The 25,454-nt window shown below is 45.9% G+C and carries 19 protein-coding genes; 12 read left to right on the top strand and 7 right to left on the bottom strand.

All coding sequences use genetic code 11. From position 1 onward, the window contains the following. The first annotated feature begins 9 nt into the window (after positions 1–9). The gene (locus ACFSR5_RS20220) at positions 10–210 is read left to right on the top strand and encodes a hypothetical protein (protein ID WP_380906383.1); all 201 of its coding nucleotides are present in this window, start codon (positions 10–12) and stop codon (positions 208–210) included. A gap of 17 nt (positions 211–227) precedes the next feature. On the opposite strand, the gene ACFSR5_RS20225 is transcribed toward ACFSR5_RS20220, so the two are convergent. Genes ACFSR5_RS20225 through ACFSR5_RS20240 form a run of 4 tightly spaced genes read right to left on the bottom strand, consistent with a single transcriptional unit; the run spans position 228 to position 5,882 of the window. Then, a complete protein-coding gene (locus ACFSR5_RS20225; RefSeq protein WP_380906384.1) occupies positions 228–398 on the bottom strand; it encodes a hypothetical protein in 171 nt (56 codons plus the stop codon). A gap of 11 nt (positions 399–409) precedes the next feature. Next, entirely contained in the window at positions 410–1,597 is a 1,188-nt protein-coding gene (locus tag ACFSR5_RS20230) for a DUF4369 domain-containing protein (RefSeq protein ID WP_380906385.1), read from the bottom strand. A 55-nt stretch (positions 1,598–1,652) separates the two neighbouring features. Further along, complete coding sequence (locus tag ACFSR5_RS20235; protein ID WP_380906386.1) at positions 1,653–3,992, bottom strand: glycoside hydrolase family 95 protein; 2,340 nt, start codon at positions 3,990–3,992, stop codon at positions 1,653–1,655. 3 nt (positions 3,993–3,995) lie between these two features. Beyond that, a complete protein-coding gene (locus ACFSR5_RS20240; RefSeq protein WP_380906387.1) occupies positions 3,996–5,882 on the bottom strand; it encodes an alpha-L-fucosidase in 1,887 nt (628 codons plus the stop codon). A gap of 412 nt (positions 5,883–6,294) precedes the next feature. On the opposite strand from ACFSR5_RS20240, the gene tpx reads away from it, so the two are divergent. Further along, a complete protein-coding gene (gene tpx / locus ACFSR5_RS20245; RefSeq protein WP_380906388.1) occupies positions 6,295–6,792 on the top strand; it encodes a thiol peroxidase in 498 nt (165 codons plus the stop codon). Between the two features lie 175 nt (positions 6,793–6,967). Here the strand turns inward: tpx and ACFSR5_RS20250 are convergent, their stop codons facing one another. After that, a complete protein-coding gene (locus ACFSR5_RS20250) occupies positions 6,968–8,140 on the bottom strand; it encodes a trans-sulfuration enzyme family protein (RefSeq protein WP_380906389.1) in 1,173 nt (390 codons plus the stop codon). A 301-nt stretch (positions 8,141–8,441) separates the two neighbouring features. Between ACFSR5_RS20250 and ACFSR5_RS20255 the strand changes: the two genes are divergently transcribed. The 3 genes from ACFSR5_RS20255 (at position 8,442) to ACFSR5_RS20265 (ending at position 11,610) form a co-directional block, all read left to right on the top strand. Continuing rightward, entirely contained in the window at positions 8,442–9,662 is a 1,221-nt protein-coding gene (locus tag ACFSR5_RS20255; protein ID WP_380906390.1) for an OmpP1/FadL family transporter, read from the top strand. 5 nt (positions 9,663–9,667) lie between these two features. Beyond that, a complete protein-coding gene (locus tag ACFSR5_RS20260) occupies positions 9,668–10,966 on the top strand; it encodes an SGNH/GDSL hydrolase family protein (RefSeq protein ID WP_380906391.1) in 1,299 nt (432 codons plus the stop codon). Between the two features lie 227 nt (positions 10,967–11,193). Further along, positions 11,194–11,610 (top strand): OsmC family protein, encoded by a 417-nt coding sequence (locus tag ACFSR5_RS20265; RefSeq protein ID WP_380906392.1) that lies wholly within the window; start codon positions 11,194–11,196, stop codon positions 11,608–11,610. Here ACFSR5_RS20265 and ACFSR5_RS20270 read toward each other — a convergent pair. Next, positions 11,597–12,649, bottom strand: coding sequence for a DUF2157 domain-containing protein (locus tag ACFSR5_RS20270; protein ID WP_380906393.1), 1,053 nt, complete (start codon positions 12,647–12,649; stop codon positions 11,597–11,599). The two genes, ACFSR5_RS20265 and ACFSR5_RS20270, sit on opposite strands and share 14 nt — an antisense overlap. 183 nt (positions 12,650–12,832) lie before the next feature. Here ACFSR5_RS20270 and uvrA point away from each other — a divergent pair, with 183 nt between their 5' ends. Continuing rightward, positions 12,833–15,682 (top strand): excinuclease ABC subunit UvrA, encoded by a 2,850-nt coding sequence (gene uvrA, locus ACFSR5_RS20275; RefSeq protein WP_380906395.1) that lies wholly within the window; start codon positions 12,833–12,835, stop codon positions 15,680–15,682. 43 nt (positions 15,683–15,725) lie between these two features. On the opposite strand, the gene ACFSR5_RS20280 is transcribed toward uvrA, so the two are convergent. Next, on the bottom strand, positions 15,726–16,385 hold the full coding sequence (locus ACFSR5_RS20280; RefSeq protein ID WP_380906397.1) for a helix-turn-helix domain-containing protein: 660 nt from the start codon (positions 16,383–16,385) through the stop codon (positions 15,726–15,728). 92 nt (positions 16,386–16,477) lie between these two features. Here ACFSR5_RS20280 and ACFSR5_RS20285 point away from each other — a divergent pair, with 92 nt between their 5' ends. From ACFSR5_RS20285 to ACFSR5_RS20310, 6 genes are read left to right on the top strand one after another with little or no spacing between them, the layout of a single operon-like run. Next, the gene (locus tag ACFSR5_RS20285) at positions 16,478–16,867 is read left to right on the top strand and encodes a YbjN domain-containing protein (RefSeq protein ID WP_380906399.1); all 390 of its coding nucleotides are present in this window, start codon (positions 16,478–16,480) and stop codon (positions 16,865–16,867) included. A gap of 1 nt (position 16,868) precedes the next feature. Next, entirely contained in the window at positions 16,869–17,564 is a 696-nt protein-coding gene (locus ACFSR5_RS20290) for a PspA/IM30 family protein (protein WP_380906401.1), read from the top strand. Between the two features lies 1 nt (position 17,565). Continuing rightward, a complete protein-coding gene (locus ACFSR5_RS20295; protein ID WP_380906402.1) occupies positions 17,566–17,760 on the top strand; it encodes a DUF4177 domain-containing protein in 195 nt (64 codons plus the stop codon). Between the two features lie 10 nt (positions 17,761–17,770). Next, positions 17,771–18,460: a hypothetical protein gene (locus ACFSR5_RS20300; protein WP_380906404.1), complete on the top strand. Its 690-nt coding sequence runs from the start codon at positions 17,771–17,773 to the stop codon at positions 18,458–18,460. A 17-nt stretch (positions 18,461–18,477) separates the two neighbouring features. After that, entirely contained in the window at positions 18,478–20,589 is a 2,112-nt protein-coding gene (locus ACFSR5_RS20305; protein WP_380906406.1) for a flotillin family protein, read from the top strand. Positions 20,590–20,624: 35 nt separating this feature from the next. Further along, complete coding sequence (locus ACFSR5_RS20310) at positions 20,625–25,451, top strand: DNA repair ATPase (RefSeq protein WP_380906408.1); 4,827 nt, start codon at positions 20,625–20,627, stop codon at positions 25,449–25,451. Positions 25,452–25,454: the final 3 nt, after the last annotated feature.

A 25,454-nucleotide genomic window follows, 5' to 3' on the forward strand; every position in this document is an offset into this window, starting at 1 on the left:
TGATCCAGTATGGGATTCGTCAATGATGGATTAAAAGGCGTAGAACTCACGGTGATGCCTTCTGTTGATCGCCATCTTGACCACACTTGTCAGGCTTCGCTCGTCCGTAAATTCAAACACTACTTGACTAGAATAACGATTCAGCACCAGTTTATGTTGACCGTCGCGGTAACTGAACAGCTATCCAGCACGCCAAAAATCTTTGCCTAACCGTTCGAAAATACATGCTACATAGTAATTGCTACGTGGCCTCCATCCAAAATAGTCAGCGGCATGTTGAATAGGTTCACGATAAAGGAAGCCATATATTCGCCCCGGCGGTAGGTTGAATGTAACTTCTCTTTGTCGAACAAGGTAGTACGATCTTTGACAGACACTTCCGCGGACGAATTTCTCAAGGAGTGTTTTTTTATTTTTTATTTAATTCTTTTTCAATAGACGATTCCAGTCGGCCATGTAATGGATACCGAAAATCAGGATTGATAATCGTTCGGTCGCTTGCGTCAACAAGTAGATAATGCGGCATTGCCCGGACACCGTAGTGGTTCACCACAAATTCCTGGTCCTGGGCATTGAGCCGGTAGTTATCCTGTCCTAGGTTCAGTTCATCGCTCGCCGCTTTCCACGCATCGAAGTCTTTATCCCACGTTAGATAGATCGGCCTAACCCCCATACTGGCCAATGCGGCAGCTTTGCGCTTAATCATTCGGATATCCGCTTTTGACTCCTTGTTCCAACTGCCCCAGAAGACAACTAGCCATGTTCCTTCTGCTTTAAACCGATCTAGCTTGAGGCTATCACCGGCTGGATTTCTTGGGTATATATCGGGAAAGTTGGGCATATTATCGTAAAAGCTCTTTACGGCGTCCACTTTCTGTTTGGCTTGTTTATATAAAACGGTATTCTTCAACGTATCCGGCACGCGCTGGAGTACATGATCATACCGCTTATAATTTTGTTGACCGATGCGGTCTTCTTTAATAATAAAGAGCTTCATGCCTGGGTGAACATCTCCATCATCTAAAAATTCGTCCTGAATCGTTTCCTTGAGGCGTTTTTTCTGCTCATCCAAGGCCAATGACTTTCCGACGGCATCTCGGTAAGTCTTTGGGTTATTTAGGGCGTCCACCAAAGCTCTGGATTGTGCATAGAGTGCGCCATGCCGTTGCTCGAAAAGCTTTTGGAAGCGGACGTAGTCATTCATTATCTTGGAGCTGCTTGTGACTTCTCCATGTGTTATACGTCCCGCACTGCCTACCTCCCCCTTGAACGTGTAATCAGCACCGTTCTCGAGGTACACTTTGAAGTTTTTCTTCTGAATCACTAGGTTATAGAAATTTGGTTCCGTCAGTTCTCCTTCCAACGCAAATTTTCCCTGCTTCACGTAAGCGGAAAGCAATGGTTGCAACGTATTTTCATCGGTATTCACATAGATCTTGGTACTATCGGGAAGTGCTATCGTTCCTGTCAGGCGGATTTTAAAGGCTTCTGGATAGCCGGTTGCGGACTGCTTTGCGGTATCGGACTGCGACTTCTTCTGCTGGCAGCTTATCAGACAGCAAAGCAAAATAAAAAGGCCCCAAGGAAACTGGTTCATAATCGCTTCGTTTCCCTAAGATAAAAAAAAATCAGGAACGATATCCTGATTTTTTCTACAACTTTTTTATTATTTCTTTGCCGTTAACAAGTAAACGGACCTCATTTCCTCGCTGTCCTTGCACACGATAGTCTACGACCTTGCCTTGTTCCCAGACCATATCCACCGTATAGTTGCCCCTGGCTTTTAGCCCTTTCACGGCGCCACTGGCCCATGCTTTAGGTAATGCAGGCAGTAAATGTATATAACCATCATGGGATTGGATCAACATCTCCGCAATGCCGGCTGATCCTCCAAAATTACCATCTATCTGGAAAGGCGGATGTGCACAAAAAAGATTCGGATAGGTGCCCGCTCCTTCTCCTGCATAGGTAGTAGCATCGACAAACGCGGGTTTGAGCAACTGCCGTAAAATTTCAAGGGCATGATCGCCGTCATGCAAGCGCGCCCAAAAAAGAATTTTCCAGGCACGGGACCATCCCGTTCCCTCATCCCCCCGTACGGCAAGCGTTTTTCGAGCAGCTTCCGCCCAGTCGGGCGTCGTTACCGGTGAGATAAAGCGGGCTGGATATAATCCGTATAAATGCGATACGTGTCTGTGCTTGGGCTCCACTTCTTGATAATCCTCCAACCATTCCATGACGCGGCCGGAACTACTTATAACCACCGGAGGTGGTACATCACGGAGTTGGTTCGTTAATGTATCCGCAAATGGGTCATTCAACGCTAATATGTCATTGGCCTGTATCACGGATTCATACAGCTCGCGTACAATTTGATTATCTATGGTTGGTCCCATCACCACAGCGGTAGTCTTTCCATTGGGCAGACGAAAAGCATTTTCTGGCGACACGGAGGGCGATGTGACCCACCAGCCTGTTTTAGAATCCTGCACCAATGTGGCGTTGTAAAAAACGGCCGCATTTTTTAGGATAGGATATATTTCCGCGAGGTAGGCTTTATCTTTCGTAAACTGGTAATGCTCCCACAGGTGATTACATAACCAACCCGATGCCGTGCTGGCACCCCACGATGCTTGTTCGCCCGGTGCCGAATAGCCCCATATGTTCGTCATCATGTACACCACCCAGCCCGGAGCGTTATAGTAAGCTTTGGCAGTTTTTTCTCCCTCTTTCGCAATCCGTTTGATCAGCTCGATAAAAGGCTTGTGATACTCCGAAAGGTTGCTGACCTCGACACCCCAATGGTTCATTTGTGCATTAATATTGAGGTGATAGTCTCCATTCCAAGGGGTCTGTATTTGATGAGCCCACAACCCCTGCAAATTCGGAGGGAGCGCTTTTTCTACTTGCGGCGCGGTACTGGCGATGCTCAGGTAGCGCCCAAACTGGTAGTACAAGGCCGCCATGGCATTGTCTTGTGCGGGGTTCTCGAAAAACAGCTGTATTCGTCGGTCTGTAGGGATATCATCACGCGGCGCTTCGTCGGCTATCTTCAACGATACCCGATCAAAAACGGTGCGATAGCGCTGCTGGTGATCGTTGCGTATTTTACTGTATTTCCATGTCGGTGCGTCTTTCAGGACTTCCGTCACGGCCAATTTCGGATCATGTCCGTAATAACTCGTGCTTGCCGTAAAGTAGATGAGTACTTCATCAGCATTTTTGATGATCACCTGATGGTCATACACCATCTTGGTGCCTCCTTTCGGCACGATTTTCACGCCTCCGGCAAACTGCAGGCCTTTTCCGCCCCTGCCGTCGGGCAATGCGCCCCCCCAACGAAATCCGGTTTCGGAAACCTGCATATCCGATAGGTTTTCGTCCCTGTAAAAATGTGTAGCGAACGTAATACTTCCTTTTTTGCTCGCGGATAGCCGGATCACACCGATATTACGATCAAACGAGGTAAAGTACTCGCGCAGATACCGAACGTCATTCGCCACGAACGAAGTGGTTGCTTTTGCCCCTGCGAGATCTAAGGTTCGTTTATAGTTGCTAACTTCCCCGGGTATGGTGTGCAGAAAGTTCAGATAGCCAAAATTCTGAAAACACCCGTACGGAACGTTGGCGCCCCGGCCATGTCCCGAACCTTTTCCAACACATACGAAGTTGTCATTGACCAATTCTTCCGCCTCATCATTTTTTCCGGCAAAGAGCAACTGCTGAATGTCTTTCACACTGCGGAATGCTTCATAATTATTCGGATCTTCCGGACTTCCTGACCACATCGAGATTTCATTGGTCACGATAGATTCATCACGGACTTTTCCATCGGGCATCATACCTATCTGTCCATTCCCCAAAGGCAGTGTTTCTTCCCAGCGCTCAGCAGGCTTATCATACCACATGGCGAGCTGTTGGGCTGATGCCTGTGTCCCGCTGAACAACATGGTGAAGAATACCAGTCGTCGAATGATTGTTGAATGGTTCATTTTTTATTTAAATAAACGAAATGATGCCACAGAAAATGTTTTACCGACGGTTTCCTTCGGCACAAAGCGAAGAAACTTGCTGCGTACAGGCCCGTCAAAAGAAATAACCTGTTCTATAGGATTGGCTTGAATGTTAGAGAATTCGCCGGCCTTAACGAGCGTCCATATTTTTCCGTCCTGGCTCGACGCGATCTCGTACTTTAGAGCAATTCCGTCCTTTTTCCCGTCTTGGCGTGGCAGATAACCGATAGCGGCCACGGGCTGTTTTAGCTCAAAGAGAACACCAGCGTCAAAAGTGGATAGGGACTCCCATGTATCGGCATTACCGTCTACACTTTTCGGAAGTCCGTTGGCGGTTTTCACGACAAAGTCTTCATTGGATAAGGGAGTACGTTCTGTTTCTTGTGTATCAAACGAAAAAGGCTCGTCAAACTCCTTAAAAAGCCCAAAATCACTCAATGTTGGAGCTACAGGAGCAAACAAGCGGATTTTCAGTTGTGTTGCACGTACCGGTTTATCGAGTTTGATCAATCGGTTTGCCCCAATACTTGTCGCAGACACCAATCGCTTCCAATCGCCATCTTGTTTTGTTTCGATCACCACGCTATCTAAACGCTGGCCTAATTTGATATTTTCGCGTAAACGGATAAGATCAAACTCCTGCGCTCCATCCAAGGTGATTTCCAGTTCTGGTGCGTGCACATCGTCATCCGGTGCATAATAGCTGTATCGGTCGTCGTCCAGGATACGTGATCCATCAAAGCGGGCCGACTGCGCCCGTAAGTTAGAGACCTTTACGCTTGCCCCTTGTGCTAAATTTGTTTTAAACGTTTCATGTAGTTTCTTTCCGAAGGCCTTCAACGATTTAACATCATTCGCATGCAGATAGCCATCGGGCATCGGCGCAAGGCCTAAGTTCATATTTGCGCCGCGTCCGACCGACTTCATATAGATTTCAAATAATTGGTTTGGCGTCTTGACCCGCGCGTCTTGATCAGCATGGTAAAACCATCCTGGCCGTTGCGGAACATCACACTCTGCAGGTATCCAATGGGTACCATGGCGTGTTCCTGTCGGCGATTGGGTATAGTCGGAATCTCCGGGCACTGGCGGACGTCCGTCGATGCCTTTCGGCGTAAAGGTTGCCCAACTCGTCTCCTCGGCGAAGCCATGCTCATTTCCTACCCAACGCATATCGGGACCTACATCCGAAAAGATAACCGCCATCGGCTGCTTCTCCCGTACAATAGGCCAAGTCTTTTCATGCCATGCATAATAGGTGGATCGATCGATAATCCGTTTTTCGTTCTTTCCTCCATAATATCCATCCCCACCATTGGCCCCATCATGCCAGGAGGTAAACAGTTCACCATAGTTACTCATCAGTTCTGTCAGCTGAGCCCGATACGCATCAGCATACGCAGGTGTTCCGTAACGGGTATCATTTCTATCCCATGCGGATAAGTAAACACCGAATTTCATCCCATGCCGGTGAGCGGCTTCCATAAACTCCTTCACCATATCCCCTTTTCCATTTTTCCAGGGCGAACTTTTCACACCGTATGCCGTTGTCGCCGTGGGCCACAAGCAAAATCCATCATGGTGTTTCGCAACGGAGATCAAGCCCTTGAACCCTCCTGCCGCCGCGGCCGCCGCAATTTGACCGGCATCGAAATTTTTAGGATTGAAAATCGCCGGGTCGGCATCGCCAAATCCCCACTCTTTATTTTGAAAGGTGGTCGGCGTATAATGGATCAAACAATAGGTTTCCATCTCGTGCCAACGCAACTGCCGTTCGGACGGTAACGCTCCGTAAGGTTTTGGAGCTTCCTGCGCCCATAAGAACGCTGGTACCAGCATCGAAAATAAAAAGGATGTAGGTTTTCTCATGTCTTTGTGCTATAATCAGTGAAAATAAGCATTATGAATGATATTTTCCCCGGCAGCAGTATACGCAAACGATAGCGCAATTTGAGATCACTCCACACATGGGTGATCCTAATAGGCTGTCTGCCAGCTCCCGCCGTATCCTGACCGTTCGTTAAACCCAGGGACATGGAGTGCTTGAGCTGGTGCTAACATCATAAAAAAATTACAGGAAGGGTAAAAAAATAAAAGGACGTTGACCATTGTGGTGTTGAGAACAAACTATCAGCCCCCCCCCAAAAAAAGATTGATAGGAATGCAACCTGTCAAGAAAAACCACAGCATAGGAATAATTTAGATGGCACATCTAGGCGCCGGCCTTCCAAATCGAATATTATTTCGTACCTTAATGGACATATTTCAAAAGATATACATAATGGCTCAAATTACATTTAAAGGTACAGCAGTAAACACACAGGGCAACTTGCCCGCAGTGGGGGCTCAAGCTCCTGATTTTACATTAACAGCAGGTGATCTGTCTGAGAAAAGCTTGCGTGATTTTCAAGGTAAACAAGTAATCTTAAATATCTTCCCGAGCATTGATACAGGGACCTGCGCAGCATCGGTACGTAAATTTAATGAAAAGGCGGCGGGTTTAGCCAATACGGTGGTATTGTGTATTTCGCGCGATCTCCCATTCGCTCAGGGACGTTTTTGCGCTGCCGAAGGTATTGCAAATGTTGTTACGCTCTCCGAATACAAAGACAGCAATTTCTCGGACGCTTATCAATTGCGCATTGCGGATGGGCCTTTAGCTGGTTTATTAAGCCGGTCGGTGGTGGTTGTCGATGAAAATGGCACGGTAAAATACACCGAGCAGGTGGCAGAAACAACAGAAGAACCAAACTACGAGCAGGCGCTTGCCGCTTTATAAAAGTATTCTAACATTTCGTCTTATCAAGACGGTTAGCAAAGCAATCTGCGTCCTGACATTCGCAGATTGCTTTTTTTTATTTCCAGCCGGAAGTCGGTCACACTAAAATTTTTCAACCGGCCTTACCGGACATGCAGTACAACGAAGATTGGACTGTTTTTTCCGATCAGGCAACTTATTTGGAGATATCCAATGCTTGGAGAATATCACCAATAATATCTTCCTGCGCTTCAATCCCTACCGATAGCCGGATACTACCTGGTTTAATACCTAAAAACAACCGCTCTTCTTCACTTAATTTCGAATGTGTCGTTGAGCCAGGATGGGTAGCAATGGAACGGGCATCCCCTAGATTGGACGTATACAAAATCATTTTCAGCGCGTCTAAAAAACGATAAGCACGCTCTTTTCCACCTTTCACTTCAAACGTTACAATTCCCCCGCCAGCTTTCATCTGTTTAGTTGCCAATTCATATTGAGGATGGGAAGGTAAAAATGGATACTTTACGTCGGCAATCTCCGGATGTCTTTCCAATTCCTCGGCTAAGGCCAACGCATTGCTGCAATGTCGATCCATCCGTAACCCTAAGGTATCCAAACTCTTTGACAAGATCCAAGCATTAAATGGAGACATTGCTGGACCCGTATGACGGATAAAAAACATAAGCTGATCGATCAGTTCTTGTTTTCCGACGATTACCCCTCCTAGTACACGTCCCTGCCCATCCATATATTTCGTGGCTGAATGAATCGACAGATCAAAACCGTACGGCAATGGCTTTTGCAAATAAGGCGTCGCAAAACAGTTGTCAATAGCAAAAATGATGTGTGGATATTTTGCTTTTAACTTGCCTAAAAATTCGAGGTCGGCCAACTCCAACCCCGGGTTAGACGGTGATTCTAGAAACACGATTTTGGTGTTGGGCTGGATCGCCTTTTCCCATGCATCGTTATCCACCGCATCTACGTATGTATGGGTAACACCCCAGCGTGGAAAAAGCTGCGTAAACAACTGGTGGGTAGAACCAAAAATAGCCCGCGATGACACGATGTGATCGCCTTGACGAATGAATCCTGCAAACGAAGCAAAAACGGCTGCCATTCCCGAAGCAAAAGCCAGTCCTGCTTCCGCCTCTTCCAAGATGCAGACCTTATTGATAAACTCCGTTGTATTGGGATTTGCATAACGGGAATAGACCATACCTTCTTCTTCTTCGGCAAAGATAGCACGACCTTGTTCGGCACTATCAAAGATAAAACTCGACGTTAAATATAAAGGGACAGAATGCTCTCTCGTCGCTGACCGCGGTGCTTGTTCCCGAATGATTTTAGATTGATCTTTTTCCATGATGAGCAAATTTAACTGTTTTAGTCTACTACTTTCCTATGTTTTTTATTTTTTTTGACGGCCAGCGCGTGGTATTCCCCATTAAGGTACAATGCGTTTCAACGAAACTGTACAACACATGTAGAACGTTTCCATACCTCGTTATTTATTTTTCGAACAAATTTGTTTTACAACCAAAAAAATACTATGTTAGCATATTATTTATCGTTCAGAAATCCGCTAACCAGGACGTTGTCGTGAAAACAAAAAATAGCTAATTGATGTTCCATAAATGACCATTGGAAGAATAAACTATTCACATATGAAAAGATTACTACTCGGATTATTACTTGCCAGCCCCACTTTATTGTGGGCGCAGGGATCACAAGTAAACACGCAAAGTCAAAAAGCCGTAGGTATGGCGGGAGCCGGATCAGCTTTGTTTATCGATGAAGCTTCCATATTTTACAGTCCGGGAGCATTGGCCAAAATGGGCCACAACGCCATTTCAATAGGCGCTAGTGGGGTCATGTATCGGTCCGCTTTTCGCGAGCTTAATAGCAATGATGTTCACCACACAAAATTCAAAATCACCCCTCCTTTCTCGGTTTTTGCGGCTTTCGGGCCCAAAGATTCGTGGTGGAAGGCTGGTATTGGCGTGTATACTCCATTCGGTGGCTCGGTTGATTGGGGCGACCAATGGCCCGGGAGATACGAACTGAACCATCTGCAGATGCGCGCCATATACATACAGCCAACCTTAAGTTTTAAGCTTACCGAGAACTTCGGAATTGGCGGGGGTTTTGTATACAATGTAGGACTAGTGGATCTTTCCCGTTCTATCCCCACAGCTGGCGCAGACGGGCAACCGGGTAAAGCGGAGCTTTCGGGCGTTGGCACCGGTATGGGTTTCAATGTCGGTGTACACTATCACTTAGAAGACAATGTTGCCATTTCCCTGAGCTACCGATCCAAAGTCGTCACCAAGTTAAAAGATGGCGACGCAGAGTTCACGGTTCCTCCTGCATTGGCTGCTTCCTTTCCGAATACAACCTTCGATGCAGAACTACCTCTTCCGTCTTCTTTCAACATCGGCTTAAGCTTCCCAGCTAGTGAAAAAGTAGATATTGCGGCGGATGCGACGTTGATCGGATACTCGATTTACAAGGAGTTGGTGTTTGATTACAAGGATAATACACCTGTATTGACCGATACGAAACAGATCAAAAAATATGAAAATGCCCTTTCGGCAAAAGTAGGGGTGAATTATAAGACAACCGATCAGTTTACGCTACGCGCTGGAGCAGGCTATGTATATACACCGGTGCGCGGACCGTATGTATCGCCTGAAACACCGGACAATAACCGCATGATGGGTTCTATAGGTTTTACATATGATATCAACGACAAATGGGATATCACCGGGGCATATGTATTCCAGCGCATCATGGAGCGCACCGTTCAAAGCGCCGGAACCGGCCTTGCTGGAACGTACAAAACAAATATCCATGCGCCAGGCTTATCCTTAACTTATAAATGGTAATCACGATGAAAAGATTAGTCAACAATATAAAGCTATACCTAGGCATTTTAGCCATTGCTTTAGCGTCTTCTTGCAAACCGGAAATTGAAGGATTTCAACCCAGCGCCGGACAGGCCGATTTCTCTAAATACATTGCTGTCGGGAACTCATTAACGGCTGGATTTGCGGATGGGGGACTTTATTTAGAAGGGCAGCAGGTGGCCTATCCGAACTTAATTGCCGCCCAGTTAAAACAAGTAGGCGGTGGTGAATTTCGCAGCCCTTTTTTCTCGGATGAGCAACGTAACGGATCGGGATATTTACAGCTTACGGCATTGGTCAACGGCCAACCCCAATTAGAAAACGTGACGACAAACCTTGCGTACCGTGCTGAAGGAAGGCTAGCCAAATATACGGACGACATTGAAAACCTTGGTGTGCCCGGAATGCGCCTGGACCTGTCGGTGTGGCCGGCTTTTAGCGCGGCAAATATGTATTTCGAGCGTTTGCTGTCCGATGCCGAGGTGGGCGCGACCACGTATATGCAATACGCGAGTCAGAAAAACCACACGTTTTTCAGCTTTTGGTTAGGCAATAATGACGTGCTAGGCTATGCCATGAACGGCGCGGTTGCCGTGGAAGGTGATCCGACAAAAACATTGACGACGGCGGCTACATTCAACGAGCGATACAACCAATTCATTGGCGCATTAACAGCCAATCAACAAAAAGGGGTTGTCGCGACAATTCCCGATGTGACAGCTATCCCATATTTCACAACAGTAACAAGGGCGGCTCTAATTGCCGCGGTCAACGCGAGCGGTGCCAGCATTACCGACATCTATATCCGAACCGGAGCCGGTGTGGCACGGGCGGCTACCGACGCCGACTTGTTTGTCCTTCCGTTTGCGTCCTCGGGTCTGTTAGGTTCCACATCGACAGAAAATCCTATTCCTTATGGTTTAAATCCGGGCAACCCCATTGAAAGCAAATATGTATTGGATCCGGCGGAAGTAACGGTGATCAAAGCTCGTGTTAATGAATTCAACAAAATTATTGCCGACGTGGCCGACGCTAAAAAATTGGCTTTAGCCGACGCACATGCCTATTTAAACCGAGTGAAAAGCCCGGGCATCATGTACAATGGTATTGGTGTCAATGCGGCTTTCATCACGGGTAACGCATTTTCCCTAGACGGTATACATTTAACGCCGATGGGCAATGCGCTTATTGCCAATCTATTTATAGATGCGATCAATGCACAATACGGCAGCAAGCTGACAAAAGTAGATGCTACGCACTATCGGGGCGTGAAATTCCCATAACGATTCGAAAACGCTATAGTTTACCAAGAGACGCCGATATAGCGTCTCTTTTTAGTATAGAGCCACTGTTCATGCGCCGCCTGCACGCCGAACGGTTCGTTACGCAGATCGACGCGAGCAAGGGGCTATTTCGCGCAATCCGATCCGGTGTACTTTCTTTTCAGGAGGGGAAACTGTATCTTTGTCCTACGCATACTGTAAAACACGCACGATTAATTTAAAAAAACATGAAAGTTCAATTACAACGGAAAAATGAAGCCGTACATTTCGAAGCCTCTAGCGAATTATCCGCCGTAAAAGTAAATATTGACGGATCGGACAGCATCGGAGGCGAAGGCAAAGGCGTACGTCCGATGGAACTTGTATTAATGGCCCTGGGCTCTTGCAGTGTTTTCGATCTGACTACAATACTCAAAAAACAACGTCAAGAGATTGACGATATACAGGTAGAAGTTGAAGGAAAACGTCGGGAGGAGATTCCGAACATCTTCACGGACATCCATATCTCTTTTATATTGACGGGAAATATCGATCAAGAAAAAGCACAGAAAGCTGCAGAGTTGGCTGTAAAAAAATATTGCTCGGTACATGATATGCTGGCGGCGGGCGGTGTTGAGATTACCTATAGCCTTACCTTTCGCTAGACTGGCCTTTACTCCAGACTTTTTCGGCCCATCGCCCGACAAACCAAAAGGAAACGGCCAATAGGAGGAAGAAGATCGTTCGATTGATATTGTCCCAGAGATATTCTACAAACCGCGTGTATAAATTCAGGATAAAAAAGACAAATCCGATATCCCTCGACACGTTGTCCTTTGTACGCATGCCGTACAAGGCCAGCCCCAACGACAAGGCAATCGCCAGAATTCCCCAATAGAGAATATGGTACTGCCGAACCTGTGTCCAAGCATCGAAGCTGCTGTAATTACCAAAAATAGATAGGCACCAGAGGGCAATCATGGTGTACAAAAGTCCGACGACATAACTTGTCGACTGGAACGGTTGCAGCACGTGTATGCGCTTTTGTCCCCAAACTGCAAATGTGGTAAGTAATATGCCGAAAAGTGTAAACCGCAGCGGGTAGTTCATTCCCCAAAACTTGAAACCCCAATTGCTATGGTACGCTGTTTCGGTCGCAAACCATATTCCGAGGGCCACTAATGTAAATACCCAGATCAGCTTGGAATGAAGCTTGACCGATAATACGGCGTAGATTGCAATAGACAATAGAAAAAGCAGCGTATAGTGACTCGTCGTTCGGTCAAGCACCTGTCCAAGAAAGCCTATGCAAGCAGCCGTAGCAAATGATCCCGCAAGCATAAGCGTTTCGTTCGAAAACGTTTTTTCTGGATACTTCTCTTTATTCCGGAACCCGAGCACATAAAATCCGACGGCAACCCCTGCAAAGAACAGGCAAAAAACGATATTGGGCGTTTCATAAAATTTTTCGACAAAACGCACCATCGCATCATCAGCAAATAACGACAATACTGAAAATATGAGGGATACCAGCGCCACCCAAAAGGCGTAACGGGCCAGGGTTTTCCATTCGAAGCCTTTCTCTTCGATAGACTGTTTTAATTCTTCTACCTTATCTACATCCAACAAATTCGAGGCTTGCCAATGATCTAGAGCGTGTTCAACGATCTCCTTCTCCTGCTTTGTTAAGTCAAGTTTTTTCAAGTCAGCTTTGTTTACGTCATCCAAAGTACAAAATATTGCGGAAATGGTTTTCGGTAGATTTCACAAACCTTTGTCGTGGTTATCATTTTAATTTCAAAATTTATACTTTCAGGTAGTCGTCCCCACACGAGTGCATCTAAAATTCTGTACCTTTGTATCTTGCAAAATTCAGAACAATACAGCATGACTTCCTCCAAGCAGCATAACCATATCGATTTAGGCGAACAAAGTGAAATTGAAGTTTTTGGTGCGCGTGTGCACAATCTGCGGAACATTGATGTTCGATTTCCGCGGAATGAGCTCGTGGTGATCACCGGCCTTAGCGGCAGTGGTAAATCCTCACTGGCATTTGACACGATTTATGCGGAAGGGCAGCGTCGTTATATGGAAACATTCTCGGCATACAGTCGTCAATTTTTAGGCGGCATGGAACGTCCGGATGTCGATAAGATCGCTGGACTGAGCCCTGTAATCTCCATCGAACAGAAAACCACTAACAAAAATCCACGGTCTACAGTTGGTACGATTACAGAGATCTATGACTTTTTACGGCTATTGTATGCGCGAGCTAGTGAAGCCTACTCGTATGTCACGGGAAAGTTAATGCAGCGCATGTCTGAAGAACAGATTGTAGAGAAGATCATGGACGAGTTCAAGGACGAACCGATCTATATTTTAGCTCCCGTTGTAAAGGGACGAAAAGGCCATTATCGCGAGCTCTTCGAGCAAATACGCAAGCAGGGCTATACGAAGGTTCGTGTAGACGCAGAAATCTTAGATCTGGTTCCGAAAATGCAGGTAGATCGCTATAAGATTCATGATATTGAGATTGTCGTGGATCGCCTTCATGCCTCAGAAAACGACAAGAAACGGCTTTACACCTCCGTCATGCAGGCGATGAAAACCTCGAAAGGGATTATCAAAATAGCCAATAAGGAAGGACGCGAACATTTTTTCAGCCGCTATCTGATGGATGCGGAATCGGGCATATCATATGATGAACCTCAACCGAACACCTTTTCGTTCAACTCACCATACGGTGCTTGCCCCACATGCGACGGTTTGGGATACATTTTTGAGATCGACAAGGATATTGTTGTTCCCGACAAAAAGTTGAGCATCCAAAAGGGTGCGATCCTGCCGTTGGGTCCGGCACGTGAATCTTGGACGTTTCAGGTTGTTAAAGCCGTGGCCAAAAAGCTGGATTTTTCATTGACAACCCCGATCGAAAAACTGAGCGGGGAGCAGCTCGACCTGCTCTTGTTCGGCGGAGAAGAACCGATGCCGCTAACGATTTCGTACGGCAGCTATGGCGCCCGGGAATATAAGGTACAATTTTCAGGTCTCTTTAAGATGTTGGAAGAGATCAATGGCAAAAGCACTGACGACGCGCCAACGTTGGATGACTTTCGGACGAAGGTCACTTGTCCAGCATGCCAGGGCGCGCGGCTGAAAGAAGAATCGCTTCATTTTAAACTAGACAACAAGGATATCCACGAGCTATCCAGCATGGACATCAACAGTCTCCAAGAATGGTTCAGGGATATCGAAAGCCGGCTGAATGAACGGCAAAACACGATTGCCGCCGAAATCTTAAAAGAAATACGGGCACGAATTGGTTTTCTGTTAGACGTAGGGTTAAGCTATTTAACGCTAGACCGATCTTCAAAAACACTGTCGGGCGGTGAGGCGCAGCGCATACGCCTAGCTACGCAGATCGGCTCACAACTCGTGAATGTGCTTTACATTTTGGACGAACCAAGCATTGGGTTGCATCAACGCGACAATGAGCGGCTGATCAATTCATTGAAGAACCTGCGGGATATCGGCAATTCCGTGCTTGTTGTCGAACATGACAAGGACATGATCCTACATGCAGACTATGTCATTGATATGGGGCCGGAAGCCGGCGTACATGGTGGAAAGGTTGTTGCCCAAGGTACACCGAAAGAAATCATGAAGGCAAACACGCTCACAGCGAGCTATCTTAATGGACAGAAGGAAGTGGCTATTCCTAAGGTACGACGCCAGGGAAACGGCCACGTGCTGTCTCTTACGGGCGCCAAAGGGAACAATTTAAAAAATGTAAGCGTCGATTTTCCTTTAGGAAAACTTACACTTGTTACCGGTGTATCCGGATCCGGTAAGTCTAGCCTGATTACCGGAACACTATACCCTATCCTCAACAAACACTTTTTCCGGGCCAAGGCAACCCCCATGCCCTACACGAGCATAGAAGGTCTCGAACACATTGATAAGGTTATCGAAATTGACCAAAGTCCGATTGGGCGTACGCCCCGCTCCAACCCGTCTACGTATACCGGCGTATTTTCGGATATACGCACGCTGTTTGTACAGCTACCGGAAGCGAAGATCCGTGGATACAAACCTGGCAGATTTTCTTTCAATGTGAAGGGGGGACGGTGCGAAACTTGCCAAGGAGCCGGGATGAAAATCATTGAGATGAACTTTTTGCCCGACGTACAGGTTCCCTGTGAAACTTGCCAAGGCAAACGTTATAATCGCGAAACGCTTGAAGTCCGCTACCGCGGAAAATCCATATCAGACGTGTTGGACATGAGCATCGATGAGGCTGTTGATTTCTTTGAAAACATCCCATCCATCTATCGAAAGATAAAAACATTACAGGATGTTGGTTTAGGTTACATCACCTTAGGTCAGTCATCCACCACGCTATCGGGAGGAGAAGCACAGCGCGTAAAACTTGCTACTGAACTATCCAAAAAGGACACAGGCAACACCTTCTATATTTTGGATGAGCCAACGACGGGATTACATTTTGAGGATGTCAACGTTTTGCTGGGTGTTATCAACCGACTGGTGGATAGAGGCAATACGGTTTTGATCATCGAACACAACCTGGACGTCGTAAAAACAGCGGACTGGGTGATTGACATGGGGCCTGAAGGCGGAAAAAACGGAGGACAACTTATGTTTGCTGGTGTACCAGAAGATCTTATCAAGCAGAAACAGAATGAAACTGCTCGATTCTTAAAATTGGAAATGGCCTAGCCGTTTCCAATTGTAAAAAGATTGGTGCTGTCCATCGAAACAACTAAAGCACGCGCTCAAACTTACCAAACAACTTCCAGAAGTGATACGCTTCTTCGGGTGCAAAAACTTCCTTTTTCCAATCATTAAGCACCAAGTTAATGTTTTGCCCTTGTACGTCGTAACGCCCAAAAAAAGGCGATTCCCCTTCGAAAAAACCAATATGATCGTGAAGGGTATGTAAAATATCCACCTTAACCTGCTCAAAGAAAAGAATGGTATTCTCCTCAAAAGGGAAAGGGGAAGGATGAGGCAAATACGAACAGTTTTCAACCGCGATTAATAGACTGTTACTTTCTAACGGCAAAAGTAAGGTGGGCAACTGGTCGTGACGCCCCTCGCTAATCGCACCTTGTCTAAAAAAGTCGCGATCTAAAAAAGGGATCTTCGTCAATCGATGAGTGCCCATCCCCTCGCCTTCTACAATAAAATGATCTTCGAAATTCAAAATCTCATTTACGGTTAGCTGTTTTTCAAGCAATTCGGCTACGGGTATGCTAAAATATTTTGCAATTTGTAGCATAACCTCGATCTTCGGTTCGGCTCGCAGCTCTTCATACGATGAAATATTTCCTCTAGTTAGCCCAAATAAATCTGCAAAAGCCTGCTGACTGAGCCCTTTCACCTTTCTTAGCTTCTTAATATTATTCCCAATCTGACTCATTTCAAAATTTACAGTAATTTAATTTGCAAAATATTTTTGCATTTCATATCTTTATGCAAACAATATAAGCAAATATACAATTTTATTAGCCAATGCCATTCCATAAAGTTGAAAAATACATTGAACACAGCGGTTTCACTATTCGGAAAAAAAGTGAACAAGAAGGTTTCTTTCTGATCGAAAGCGACGCGGACGGAATCCGCAACCTAATCATCGGCGTGGCACCTCCAATCCTTATTTTTGAACAATACCTGTTTACAGTAGATCAAGACAATCTGCAGACATTTAAGGCACTGCTTATGAAAAACAGGGACATTGTACATGGCGGATTTGCGTTAACTGAAGATGGCAAGAAAGTTATATTTCGCTATACGTTACAGGTACACAATCTCGATCAAAATGAATTCGAAGCGGCAGTCAATTCGCTATCCTTGTTGCTGAGCGAGTATTATGAGCAACTCTTACATTTTTCAAAAACATAATATGATGAATATTTTCAAAAGACTACTAAAAATTGGACAAGCAGAGATCCATGCCCTGGTCGATAAAATGGAAGATCCAATCACCCTAACGGAAGAGGGTATCCGAGATATGAAAACACAACTGGCTGACGCAATGGAGGCTTATGCCAAAGTTCGGGCTACGGCGATTCGTTTCGAAAATAGGGCGGCAGCGAAAGCAGACGGTGGAGCTAGGTGGACAGAAAAGGCGCGGGCAGCCTTGCAAAAGGTACAAGAAGGCGCTTTAGATCCCGTAAAAGCCGAGAAGTTGGCCACCGAAGCACTTTTATTAAAAAAAAGGGACCTGGATGATGCCCATGAACTCCGGTTAGAGGGGGTGCACCATGCATCCAAAGCAGACGAAATCCATACGCAGATAGAGATTTTAAAATTCAACATCAGCAAGTGGGAAAAAGAGTTAACGACACTGAAGGCGAAACAAAAAGTCAATCAAGCCGCCTTGTTTGCCAATCAACATATGGCACATATCGACACGAATAGCACGTTGGATATGCTCCAGCGGATGAAAACTAAGGTAGCAGAAGACGGGGCATTGGCAGAAGCTTATGCCGAAATTGCGCAGGAGCAAACAAACGCCCCTCAACAGGAACGAATAGCACAGCAACAAGCCGTACAACAGGAATTACAAGCATTAAAACAACAAATGGGATTAGAATAATATGAAACGATACGAATACAAAACCGTAAAGATTGAACCAAAGGGTTTTTGGGGGACGAAGTTAGAGCCTGAAGAGATCGATAAAATCTTAAATGAACTGGGTCAACAAGGATGGGAGCTTGTATGCATGCAAGATTTATCCGTGAACGGCAACTCATGGACGTTCCATTACACGTTCAAACGACCCCTTAACTAACTGAATGACCATGGACGCTATTTTACATCTGCTTTTCCACCCACTCCCCAATGCCATTATGACGGTATTAACGGGCATATCCCTGTTATATTGGTTGTTTACGATGCTGCTGGGGGATGGCTTTGACATGGATATAGGGGGTACAGCTGTCGACGTTGGCTTCGAAGGCGCTGATGTACACGAAGTCGAGATGCCCGATGACACAGACATAGACGCACATGGTGAACCTTCTTTATTAACAAAAGCCATGGATTTTATAAATGTCGGTAAGGCACCATTTATGGTGATCGTAACTTTATTCAAACTGATAGGCTGGTTGGTGACAATAGCCTCCTCGTTCGCCTTTAATTTAGCTCAGTTTGGTTGGAAATCGGTCTTTGTTCTTGTCCCTGTCGCGCTATTGACTTACTTGCTGATGCACTACGTCACCATTCCCGTGGCGAAGCTCTACAAGAAAGTCGGCTACATGGGCGAGGAAGCTCACGATTTTCTAGGCCGCATGGGAACAATGCGTTCCTCCATTGAGGGAGACAGGCTCGGTTCGGCCGATTTTATCATAAATCAAGACGTTATCCGGCTGAATGTAAAAAGCCAAACGGGAGAACCTATTGCCTATGGCGACGAGATCAGCGTGGTGCAAGAATCCGTCGACAGAAAATTTTACTTTGTCCGAAAAGAAATTACAGTAAACAATCTCTAACTAAATCATATTGACCAATGACTATTAACACATTATTATTTATCGATGGACTGACTGGAGTGATTCTGATTGCCGTAGGCGCAGTCGTTTTCTTGATCCTCGCTTTCTTTGTCGTGCTCAGCATGTTCTACAAAAAAATCCCGCAGGGGAAGGCCATCGTGCGTACGGGGGTTGGAGGCTCCAAAGTCGCGTTTAATAAGGGGATGTATGTTGTCCCTGTTTTCCACAAAATGGAAATCATGGATATCTCCGTGAAGAAAATCGAAATTGCCCGGATGCAGCACGACGGGTTGATCTGCAAAGACAATATACGGGCAGATATTAAGGTGGCATTTTTTGTACGCGTGAACAAGTCGGTCGACGATGTTGTGAACGTCGCGCAGAATCTCGGATGCGACCGCGCGAGCGAGCCCGAAACACTTAAAAATATTTTTGAATCGAAATTTTCGGAAGCTTTAAAAACTGTTGGAAAGAAATTCGACTTCATCGAATTGTATGAAGCCCGCCGGGAGTTTAGGGAGGAAATTTTAAACATTATTGGTACAGACTTGAATGGGTATATCTTGGATGACTGCGCCATTGATTACCTAGAACAAACAGAGCTACAGTTTTTAAGTCCGGATAATATTTTAGACTCGGCAGGTATTAAAAAGATCACCGAGCTGACGGCGCAGCAAAACATGAACGCAAACCTGATACGTCGTGAAGAGGAAAAAGTTATCAAGAAACAAAACGTAGAAGCGCGGGAAGCTATCCTAGAGCTGGAGCGGCAACTGGCAGAGAAAGAGGAAAAGCAACGTCGGGAGATCGACAATATTAAAGCCCGGGAAGAAGCGGAGATGACCAAGGTGCGCGAAGAGGAACGCCTGAAAGCAGAGACTGTGCGCATTGCCACGGAAGAGCAACTAGCGATACAGGAAGAGAACAAATTACGTCAGATTATCATTGCAGAGAAAAACAAACTGCGTACAGATGCCATTGAGACCGAACGTGTTGAAAAAGATCGGGCGTTGGAGGCTACGGAGAGAGAACGTATTGTTTCTCTTGCGCAGATAGATAAGGAGCGATCTATCGAAACAGAAAAGAAAGGCATACAGCAGGTCATCAAAGAGCGGGTGCAATTGGAGAAAGGGGTTATTGAAGAGCAGCAGTCAGTGAAAGACGTGGAGACCTTCCGCGAGGTGGAACGAAAGAAGCAAGCCGGTGTAATCGCCGCTTCACAAGAGGCAGAGGAGCGTTTGATTGCGACAGTGAAAGCAGCCGAAGCTGCAAAAATTGCGGCCGAGCAAGAAGCGGAAAAGAAAGTAATAGATGCGGAAGCCGCTCGAAAGATCGCAGAAAAGAAAGCGCAGGAGCTCTTAATCGATGCGGAAGCGAAAAAAGAAGCATCAACGAAAGAAGCGGAGGCCCGCAAAATTATTGCGGAGGCACAAGCGAAAGAAGAAGCCGCTATTGGACTGTCGGAAGCCGAGGTAATGATCGCCAAAGCGGAGGCAGAGGAAAAACAGGGGACCGTGGAAGCGTCGGTGATCGAGAAAAAGGCGGAAGCACTGCGTAAAGAAGGTCTAGCACAGGCTGAAATTGTCCGCGAAAAAGCGCTTGCCGAAGCAAAAGGTATTGAAGAGAAAGCGGCTGCCATGAAACAGCTGGATGAAGTGGGCAAAGAACACGAAGAATTCAAGCTCCGGCTACAGAAAGAGCGCGATATCGAGCTGGCACATATTCAGATCCAAAAAGATATTGCATCTGCACAAGCCGACGTCCTTTCGGAAGCACTGAAATCTGCCAAAATAGACATCGTAGGAGGCGAAACCCTGTTTTTCGAAAACATCGTCCGGCAGGTATCGAATGCCAAAGGATTCGACCATTTAATTAATAATTCAAAACATGCTACAGACATAAAAAATTCCTTGGTCGGAGAGCATGGAAATGGTGATCTCAGTGAGAAAATCCGTGGACTAGCTGAGAAATATGGCATTTCCTCCAACGATATTAAAAACTTGACGGTATCGGCAGCCCTGATCAAACTACAACAGGCCGCTACCGACAATAAGGAAGACAGCAGCTTCATTGGATCGCTATTTGGATTAGCCAATAACTTGGGCATTTCCAACAAAACATTAAACTAGTACGCGTAAGGCGTGACGAATCGTAAGCCTCGTATATGAAAGAACAAAACAATAACCTTGACCAGGGTGCGTATGAAATCATCCGAAAACGTTTACAAACGCAAAAGGATGATCTCATACGCCGGTTGCAGACATTGAACGATGCCCGGAAAGACATCTTCAATGCCACGTCCTTTGTGCTCAAAGCGAATCAACGTATCACGACGGAAAATAATTGTGTCGCACGGGGTATTGTTGCAATCGACAAGGTCTGTATTTTCGGATACAATGTCCACTTTGGATTGCGAACAGAAATCAAGCTCGATGATGTCTTTAGTATTTACTTATTTGAAAACAATCAATTCATCCCCCAGTCGCTGGATTTAATCAACGATCCTAATTTCGTTGCGGATTATCAGAATCTTTACAAATACTATCGCGATTCCATCTTCGCTAAATTCCGTCGCACCGAAAATTACCTGTATATGATCTTTCAGACCAGTAAAAAAGCTACGGACCTGAAAGCATTCAAATGGCTGATCAAGGATGGTAAATTACACTACCAAGACGACCGCAGCGTACATGAAGTACGGCTTCCGTCCCAATTCGATTTTGACTGGACAAAAACGAGCCTAGAAGATAGACGACTTGGTAAATATCCGCACATTTCAATCTTAGACAAGGTATTTATTGAAGCCTTACACGGCGACATCACGTTTAAAATTGAAAATAATACGGAAACAGGGAAAGGGATCTATTCGGAAAAGGTTACCAATGTGGATCAGCAATTAGATGACGCGGAATATTACTATGCCGACTTGGGCAATCTGATCGCTATCCGGATCAAACCTTATCAAGAAGACTTCAGGGCATATGTATTTAATCAGCGGACAAAGGAAGTCATTCATCTAAAATCGCTCAACAACTCAGCTATCCTGCTTCCCGACAATCAGGGACTCATTTTTTCGAGCGGGTATTATCTTCAAAATGGCACGTACAAGATTTTTGAAGGAAGTCCGGATCAGGTGACGTTTCTAAGAAAGATCACATCGCCCAATGGAGAGGATTTTCTATATATTTTCCATCAGGCTGAAACGAATACCTATATCCTTTTGTCGTATAATATTATACAGCAGTCTGTGGAAACGCCGATTATCTGCAACGGGTTCACCATTTTCAAGGACGGTAGCCTGACGTACTTTCGAACGGAAGCCGAAGCCACCCGCCACCATCAGGTGCAGATCTGGGAAACGCCTTACATGGAGACTCTTCGGGAGAATGAGGACAAAAAAAATGATCCGCTGTACAAGGTGGGCAATAAGCAGATCGTTCAGGCGATGGCCGAAGTTCAGGAAGTAATCCAGTTGGTCAATAAGGAAGATAGCTATGAGGGGCTTTATGAAGATATCCTGAAAAAATCCGGCAATTTACTTGATGCTTACTTCTGGATTCAGGACGAGGCTTTATCAAGCTTGGGAACACCCCTAAAGCAGATACAAGAGATCGCCAATGCCGCTATCGATGAATTTGTAAAAGTACAAGCACAGCGTAAGCATGCAGAAGAGCGGCTACATGCTGCAGAGGAAAAGTTGAAAGGCGTAGAATTTTCCATACAGGGCACGGTGGTGAATCAGTTGGATCAATTGGTTCATCAACTTGCGGACAGCAGACGTCTGCTGGGTGAAGTTATAGAGCTTCAACATGTTCGCTACATGCATCTCGAGCGTGTGCACGTCCTGGAAGAAACTTTACACGATATAACGAACGATCTTTCGAAAAAGACCGTCGATTTTTTATTGCGTACGGAAGCGCTAGCGCCGTATGAGCAACGGGTTCTACTGCAAAAAGAAGCTGTAACACATATCGAAAAAGCGATTGAGGCAAAGGCTATCGAGGAAAATAACCTGACCATAGCCAACGAGCTCGAATTGCTTATCGATATTCTCCATAGCTTAAAAATCGAGGATGCCACGCAGACTACAGAGATTGCGGAAAAAATATCCCTGATCTTCTCCTCGCTGAATGAGGTCCGCGCCCAGTTGACCCGAAAGCTCGAATCATTACGGGGTCGGGAAGCCTCGGCAGAATTCGCGGCTCAGCTGACGTTATTGGAGCAATCTGTAACGAACTATTTGGAGCTATCCACATCTGCCGACAAAGTAGACACTTACTACACTAAAATTTTGGTTCAACTGGAGGAACTCGAAAGTAAGTTTGCCGATTTTGATGATTTCGCCCTGAAAGTCGCGGACAAACGGGACGAAATCATCAAAGTATTCCAAACGCGTCGGGAACAGCTTGTTGAACAAATTAATAAACGTACGGGATCGCTCGAACAGATCGGCCTGCGCGTTCTTAAAAACATTGAGAACAAAGCTTCTACATTCAGTAATCGGGAAGATATCTTCAGTTTTTATGCGGCCGACCTGATGATTGATAAGGTTCGGCAACTTGTTGCTGAGCTGAAAAACCTGAACGACACGTCGAAGGCCGAAAATTTAGAAAACCTCCTCAAGAAATCTCAGGAAGACGCTTTGCGTACCTTGCGAGACAAATCGGAATTATATGTGGACGGCGACAATATCATTGCTTTAGGCCAACATACCTTCACGGTCAACAAGCAATCGCTGAGCCTCACGTTGGTACGTCGTCAAGATGAGCTTTACTTCCATTTAACGGGGACTAGTTTCTATCAAAAGATTAAAGGCTCAACGTTGCAGAGTTTTCGAGCGATATGGGAGCAAGAACTTGTATCGGAAAACAAAACGGTCTATCGAGCGGAGTACCTCGCCTATTGTGCTTTCTTAGCCTCGAAAAACAGTAAAAATTTTTCGGCAGAGTCTTTCATCATTCAACGCGCTGAACAGCAGTATTCAGAAGGATACATCAAGGGTGTCCACACCGCGGATGCCATAGCTATCTTCGATGCGATTAAACAGTTAGATGAAAGACTGGAGCTATTACGTTTCGACGGCAAAATACGCTCTACCGCACAGCTTTTCTGGCACAGCGCCGCTACGGAGCAACGCGACCGGTTACACCGATTGATCTTATCTGGTCAGACCGTCTTAAAAGCGTTCCCCGATTCAACGCGTCATCAATCTGTGGTCGAGGAAATTGCCCGGCAGTTTTCCGCGTGGATAGTGCAGTACGATAGCGCTCCCGTGGATAGCCACACGTTAGCTTCCTATCTTTTTCAAACCTTTACCCGATATGGGAAATTTACGCTTAGCGAAGGCGCTGATCAGCTGCGGCAGGCTTTTATCCGATTTCTGGAAAATAAAAAGTTGCGTTCAGATTTCGATCACGACATACAGGAGCAGGCCTTCGATTACAGGGATCGTTTCCACCTGGCGTTAAATTGGTTACATTCATTCGTCGATGAACAAAATGCTTCCGAATCTTCTGCGCTATTGATCGAAGAGACAGCTGCGGCACTACTTTTCCCGAAAGACGACTACCATCTTATTTTCGGGCACTCGACAGCCGAACTTTCCGACCTTAAAGGTAATCATCCTGTCCTTGAGGATGGAACGCTTGTCATACCATATCACGCCTTTATGCAGAAAATGCATACGTTTGCTACGGTCGATGTTCCGCGGTTTGCGGCGTTCGCGCAGGCCAAGGAAACGCTGAGCAGAACATATGAACAGTCGTTAAAGATTACGGAGTTTGAGCCGAAGGTATTGACGTCTTTTGTTCGAAACAAATTGATCAATGATGTTTATTTCCCATTGATCGGGAACAATTTAGCCAAACAGATCGGCGCTGCTGGAGATAACAAGCGAACCGCACGCATGGGTATGTTGCTGCTGATTTCGCCACCCGGTTATGGAAAAACCACCCTCATGGAATATCTAGCGAAAACGATGGGGCTTCACTTTGTGAAGGTCAACGGGCCAACCATCGGGCATTCCATCACCTCGATTGATCCAGTAGAGGCAAAGACATCCGGCGAGCGGGAAGAACTAAAAAAGATTAATCTGGCGTTCGAGATGGCCGATAACGTGATGCTGTACCTCGATGACATACAGCATTTAAGTGCTGAATTTCTACAGAAATTTATCTCCTTAGCTGATGGCCAACGTAAGATAGACGGGATCTTCGACGGTGAAAGCAAAACATACGATCTACGTGGAAAACGCTTCTGCATCGTGATGGCTGGCAATCCGTATACAGAAAGCGGTGCTAAGTTCCAAATCCCAGATATGCTGGCAAACCGCGCCGACGTTTATAATCTCGGGGATGTGATTGGCGACACGGAGCATTTGTTTAATTTAAGCCTGATAGAGAACGCGGCAATGGAAAATATCTATTTAGCCAAAATTGCAGGAAAATCGCTTCCGGACTTCTATGCGCTGATCAGTTATATAGAATCTGGCACGGAACAGTTGCCGGATCTCGAAGGAGTATATTTAAAGCAGGAAATCGATGACTTTGTTGCTGTACTCCGACATCTTGTAAAAATTCGAGATGTGGTTATCCGCGTCAATAAGAATTATATACAAAGTGCAGCCATGCAAGACAGCTATCGCACAGAGCCTCCGTTTAAGCTGCAAGGATCCTACCGGAACATGAACAAGCTTGTTGCCCAGGTCATTCCCCTGATGAACAGCGCCGAGATCAATGAGACTATCCTAGCGCACTACGAGGGGGAATCACAGACCTTAACGGCGGATACGGAGAGTAACCTACTCAAATTGAAAGAGCTTGCCGGATTATTAACCGCAGAAGAAGAACAACGGTGGAATGTAATTAAAGCTATTTTCCAAAAGAACAACAAGCATGCTGGAATAGCGCAGGACGACAAAGTTTTTACGCAACTGCTTGAATTTAACGAAAATCTGGAGGGGATCATTGCTGCCATCAAAGGAACAAACTAGGGG

This window comes from Sphingobacterium suaedae, from assembly GCF_042684625.1.
GTDB lineage: Bacteria > Bacteroidota > Bacteroidia > Sphingobacteriales > Sphingobacteriaceae > Sphingobacterium > Sphingobacterium suaedae.

Excerpts from the sequence above, each read along its gene's own strand:
- ACFSR5_RS20220 (WP_380906383.1), top strand. The coding sequence starts at position 10 with ATGGGATTCGTCAATGATGGATTAAAAGGCGTAGAACTCACGGTGATG.
- ACFSR5_RS20230 (WP_380906385.1), bottom strand. The coding sequence starts at position 1,597 with ATGAACCAGTTTCCTTGGGGCCTTTTTATTTTGCTTTGCTGTCTGATA.
- ACFSR5_RS20235 (WP_380906386.1), bottom strand. The coding sequence starts at position 3,992 with ATGAACCATTCAACAATCATTCGACGACTGGTATTCTTCACCATGTTG.
- ACFSR5_RS20240 (WP_380906387.1), bottom strand. The coding sequence starts at position 5,882 with ATGAGAAAACCTACATCCTTTTTATTTTCGATGCTGGTACCAGCGTTC.
- tpx (WP_380906388.1), top strand. The coding sequence starts at position 6,295 with ATGGCTCAAATTACATTTAAAGGTACAGCAGTAAACACACAGGGCAAC.
- ACFSR5_RS20250 (WP_380906389.1), bottom strand. The coding sequence starts at position 8,140 with ATGGAAAAAGATCAATCTAAAATCATTCGGGAACAAGCACCGCGGTCA.
- ACFSR5_RS20255 (WP_380906390.1), top strand. The coding sequence starts at position 8,442 with ATGAAAAGATTACTACTCGGATTATTACTTGCCAGCCCCACTTTATTG.
- ACFSR5_RS20260 (WP_380906391.1), top strand. The coding sequence starts at position 9,668 with ATGAAAAGATTAGTCAACAATATAAAGCTATACCTAGGCATTTTAGCC.
- ACFSR5_RS20265 (WP_380906392.1), top strand. The coding sequence starts at position 11,194 with ATGAAAGTTCAATTACAACGGAAAAATGAAGCCGTACATTTCGAAGCC.
- uvrA (WP_380906395.1), top strand. The coding sequence starts at position 12,833 with ATGACTTCCTCCAAGCAGCATAACCATATCGATTTAGGCGAACAAAGT.
- ACFSR5_RS20280 (WP_380906397.1), bottom strand. The coding sequence starts at position 16,385 with ATGAGTCAGATTGGGAATAATATTAAGAAGCTAAGAAAGGTGAAAGGG.
- ACFSR5_RS20285 (WP_380906399.1), top strand. The coding sequence starts at position 16,478 with ATGCCATTCCATAAAGTTGAAAAATACATTGAACACAGCGGTTTCACT.
- ACFSR5_RS20290 (WP_380906401.1), top strand. The coding sequence starts at position 16,869 with ATGATGAATATTTTCAAAAGACTACTAAAAATTGGACAAGCAGAGATC.
- ACFSR5_RS20295 (WP_380906402.1), top strand. The coding sequence starts at position 17,566 with ATGAAACGATACGAATACAAAACCGTAAAGATTGAACCAAAGGGTTTT.
- ACFSR5_RS20300 (WP_380906404.1), top strand. The coding sequence starts at position 17,771 with ATGGACGCTATTTTACATCTGCTTTTCCACCCACTCCCCAATGCCATT.
- ACFSR5_RS20305 (WP_380906406.1), top strand. The coding sequence starts at position 18,478 with ATGACTATTAACACATTATTATTTATCGATGGACTGACTGGAGTGATT.
- ACFSR5_RS20310 (WP_380906408.1), top strand. The coding sequence starts at position 20,625 with ATGAAAGAACAAAACAATAACCTTGACCAGGGTGCGTATGAAATCATC.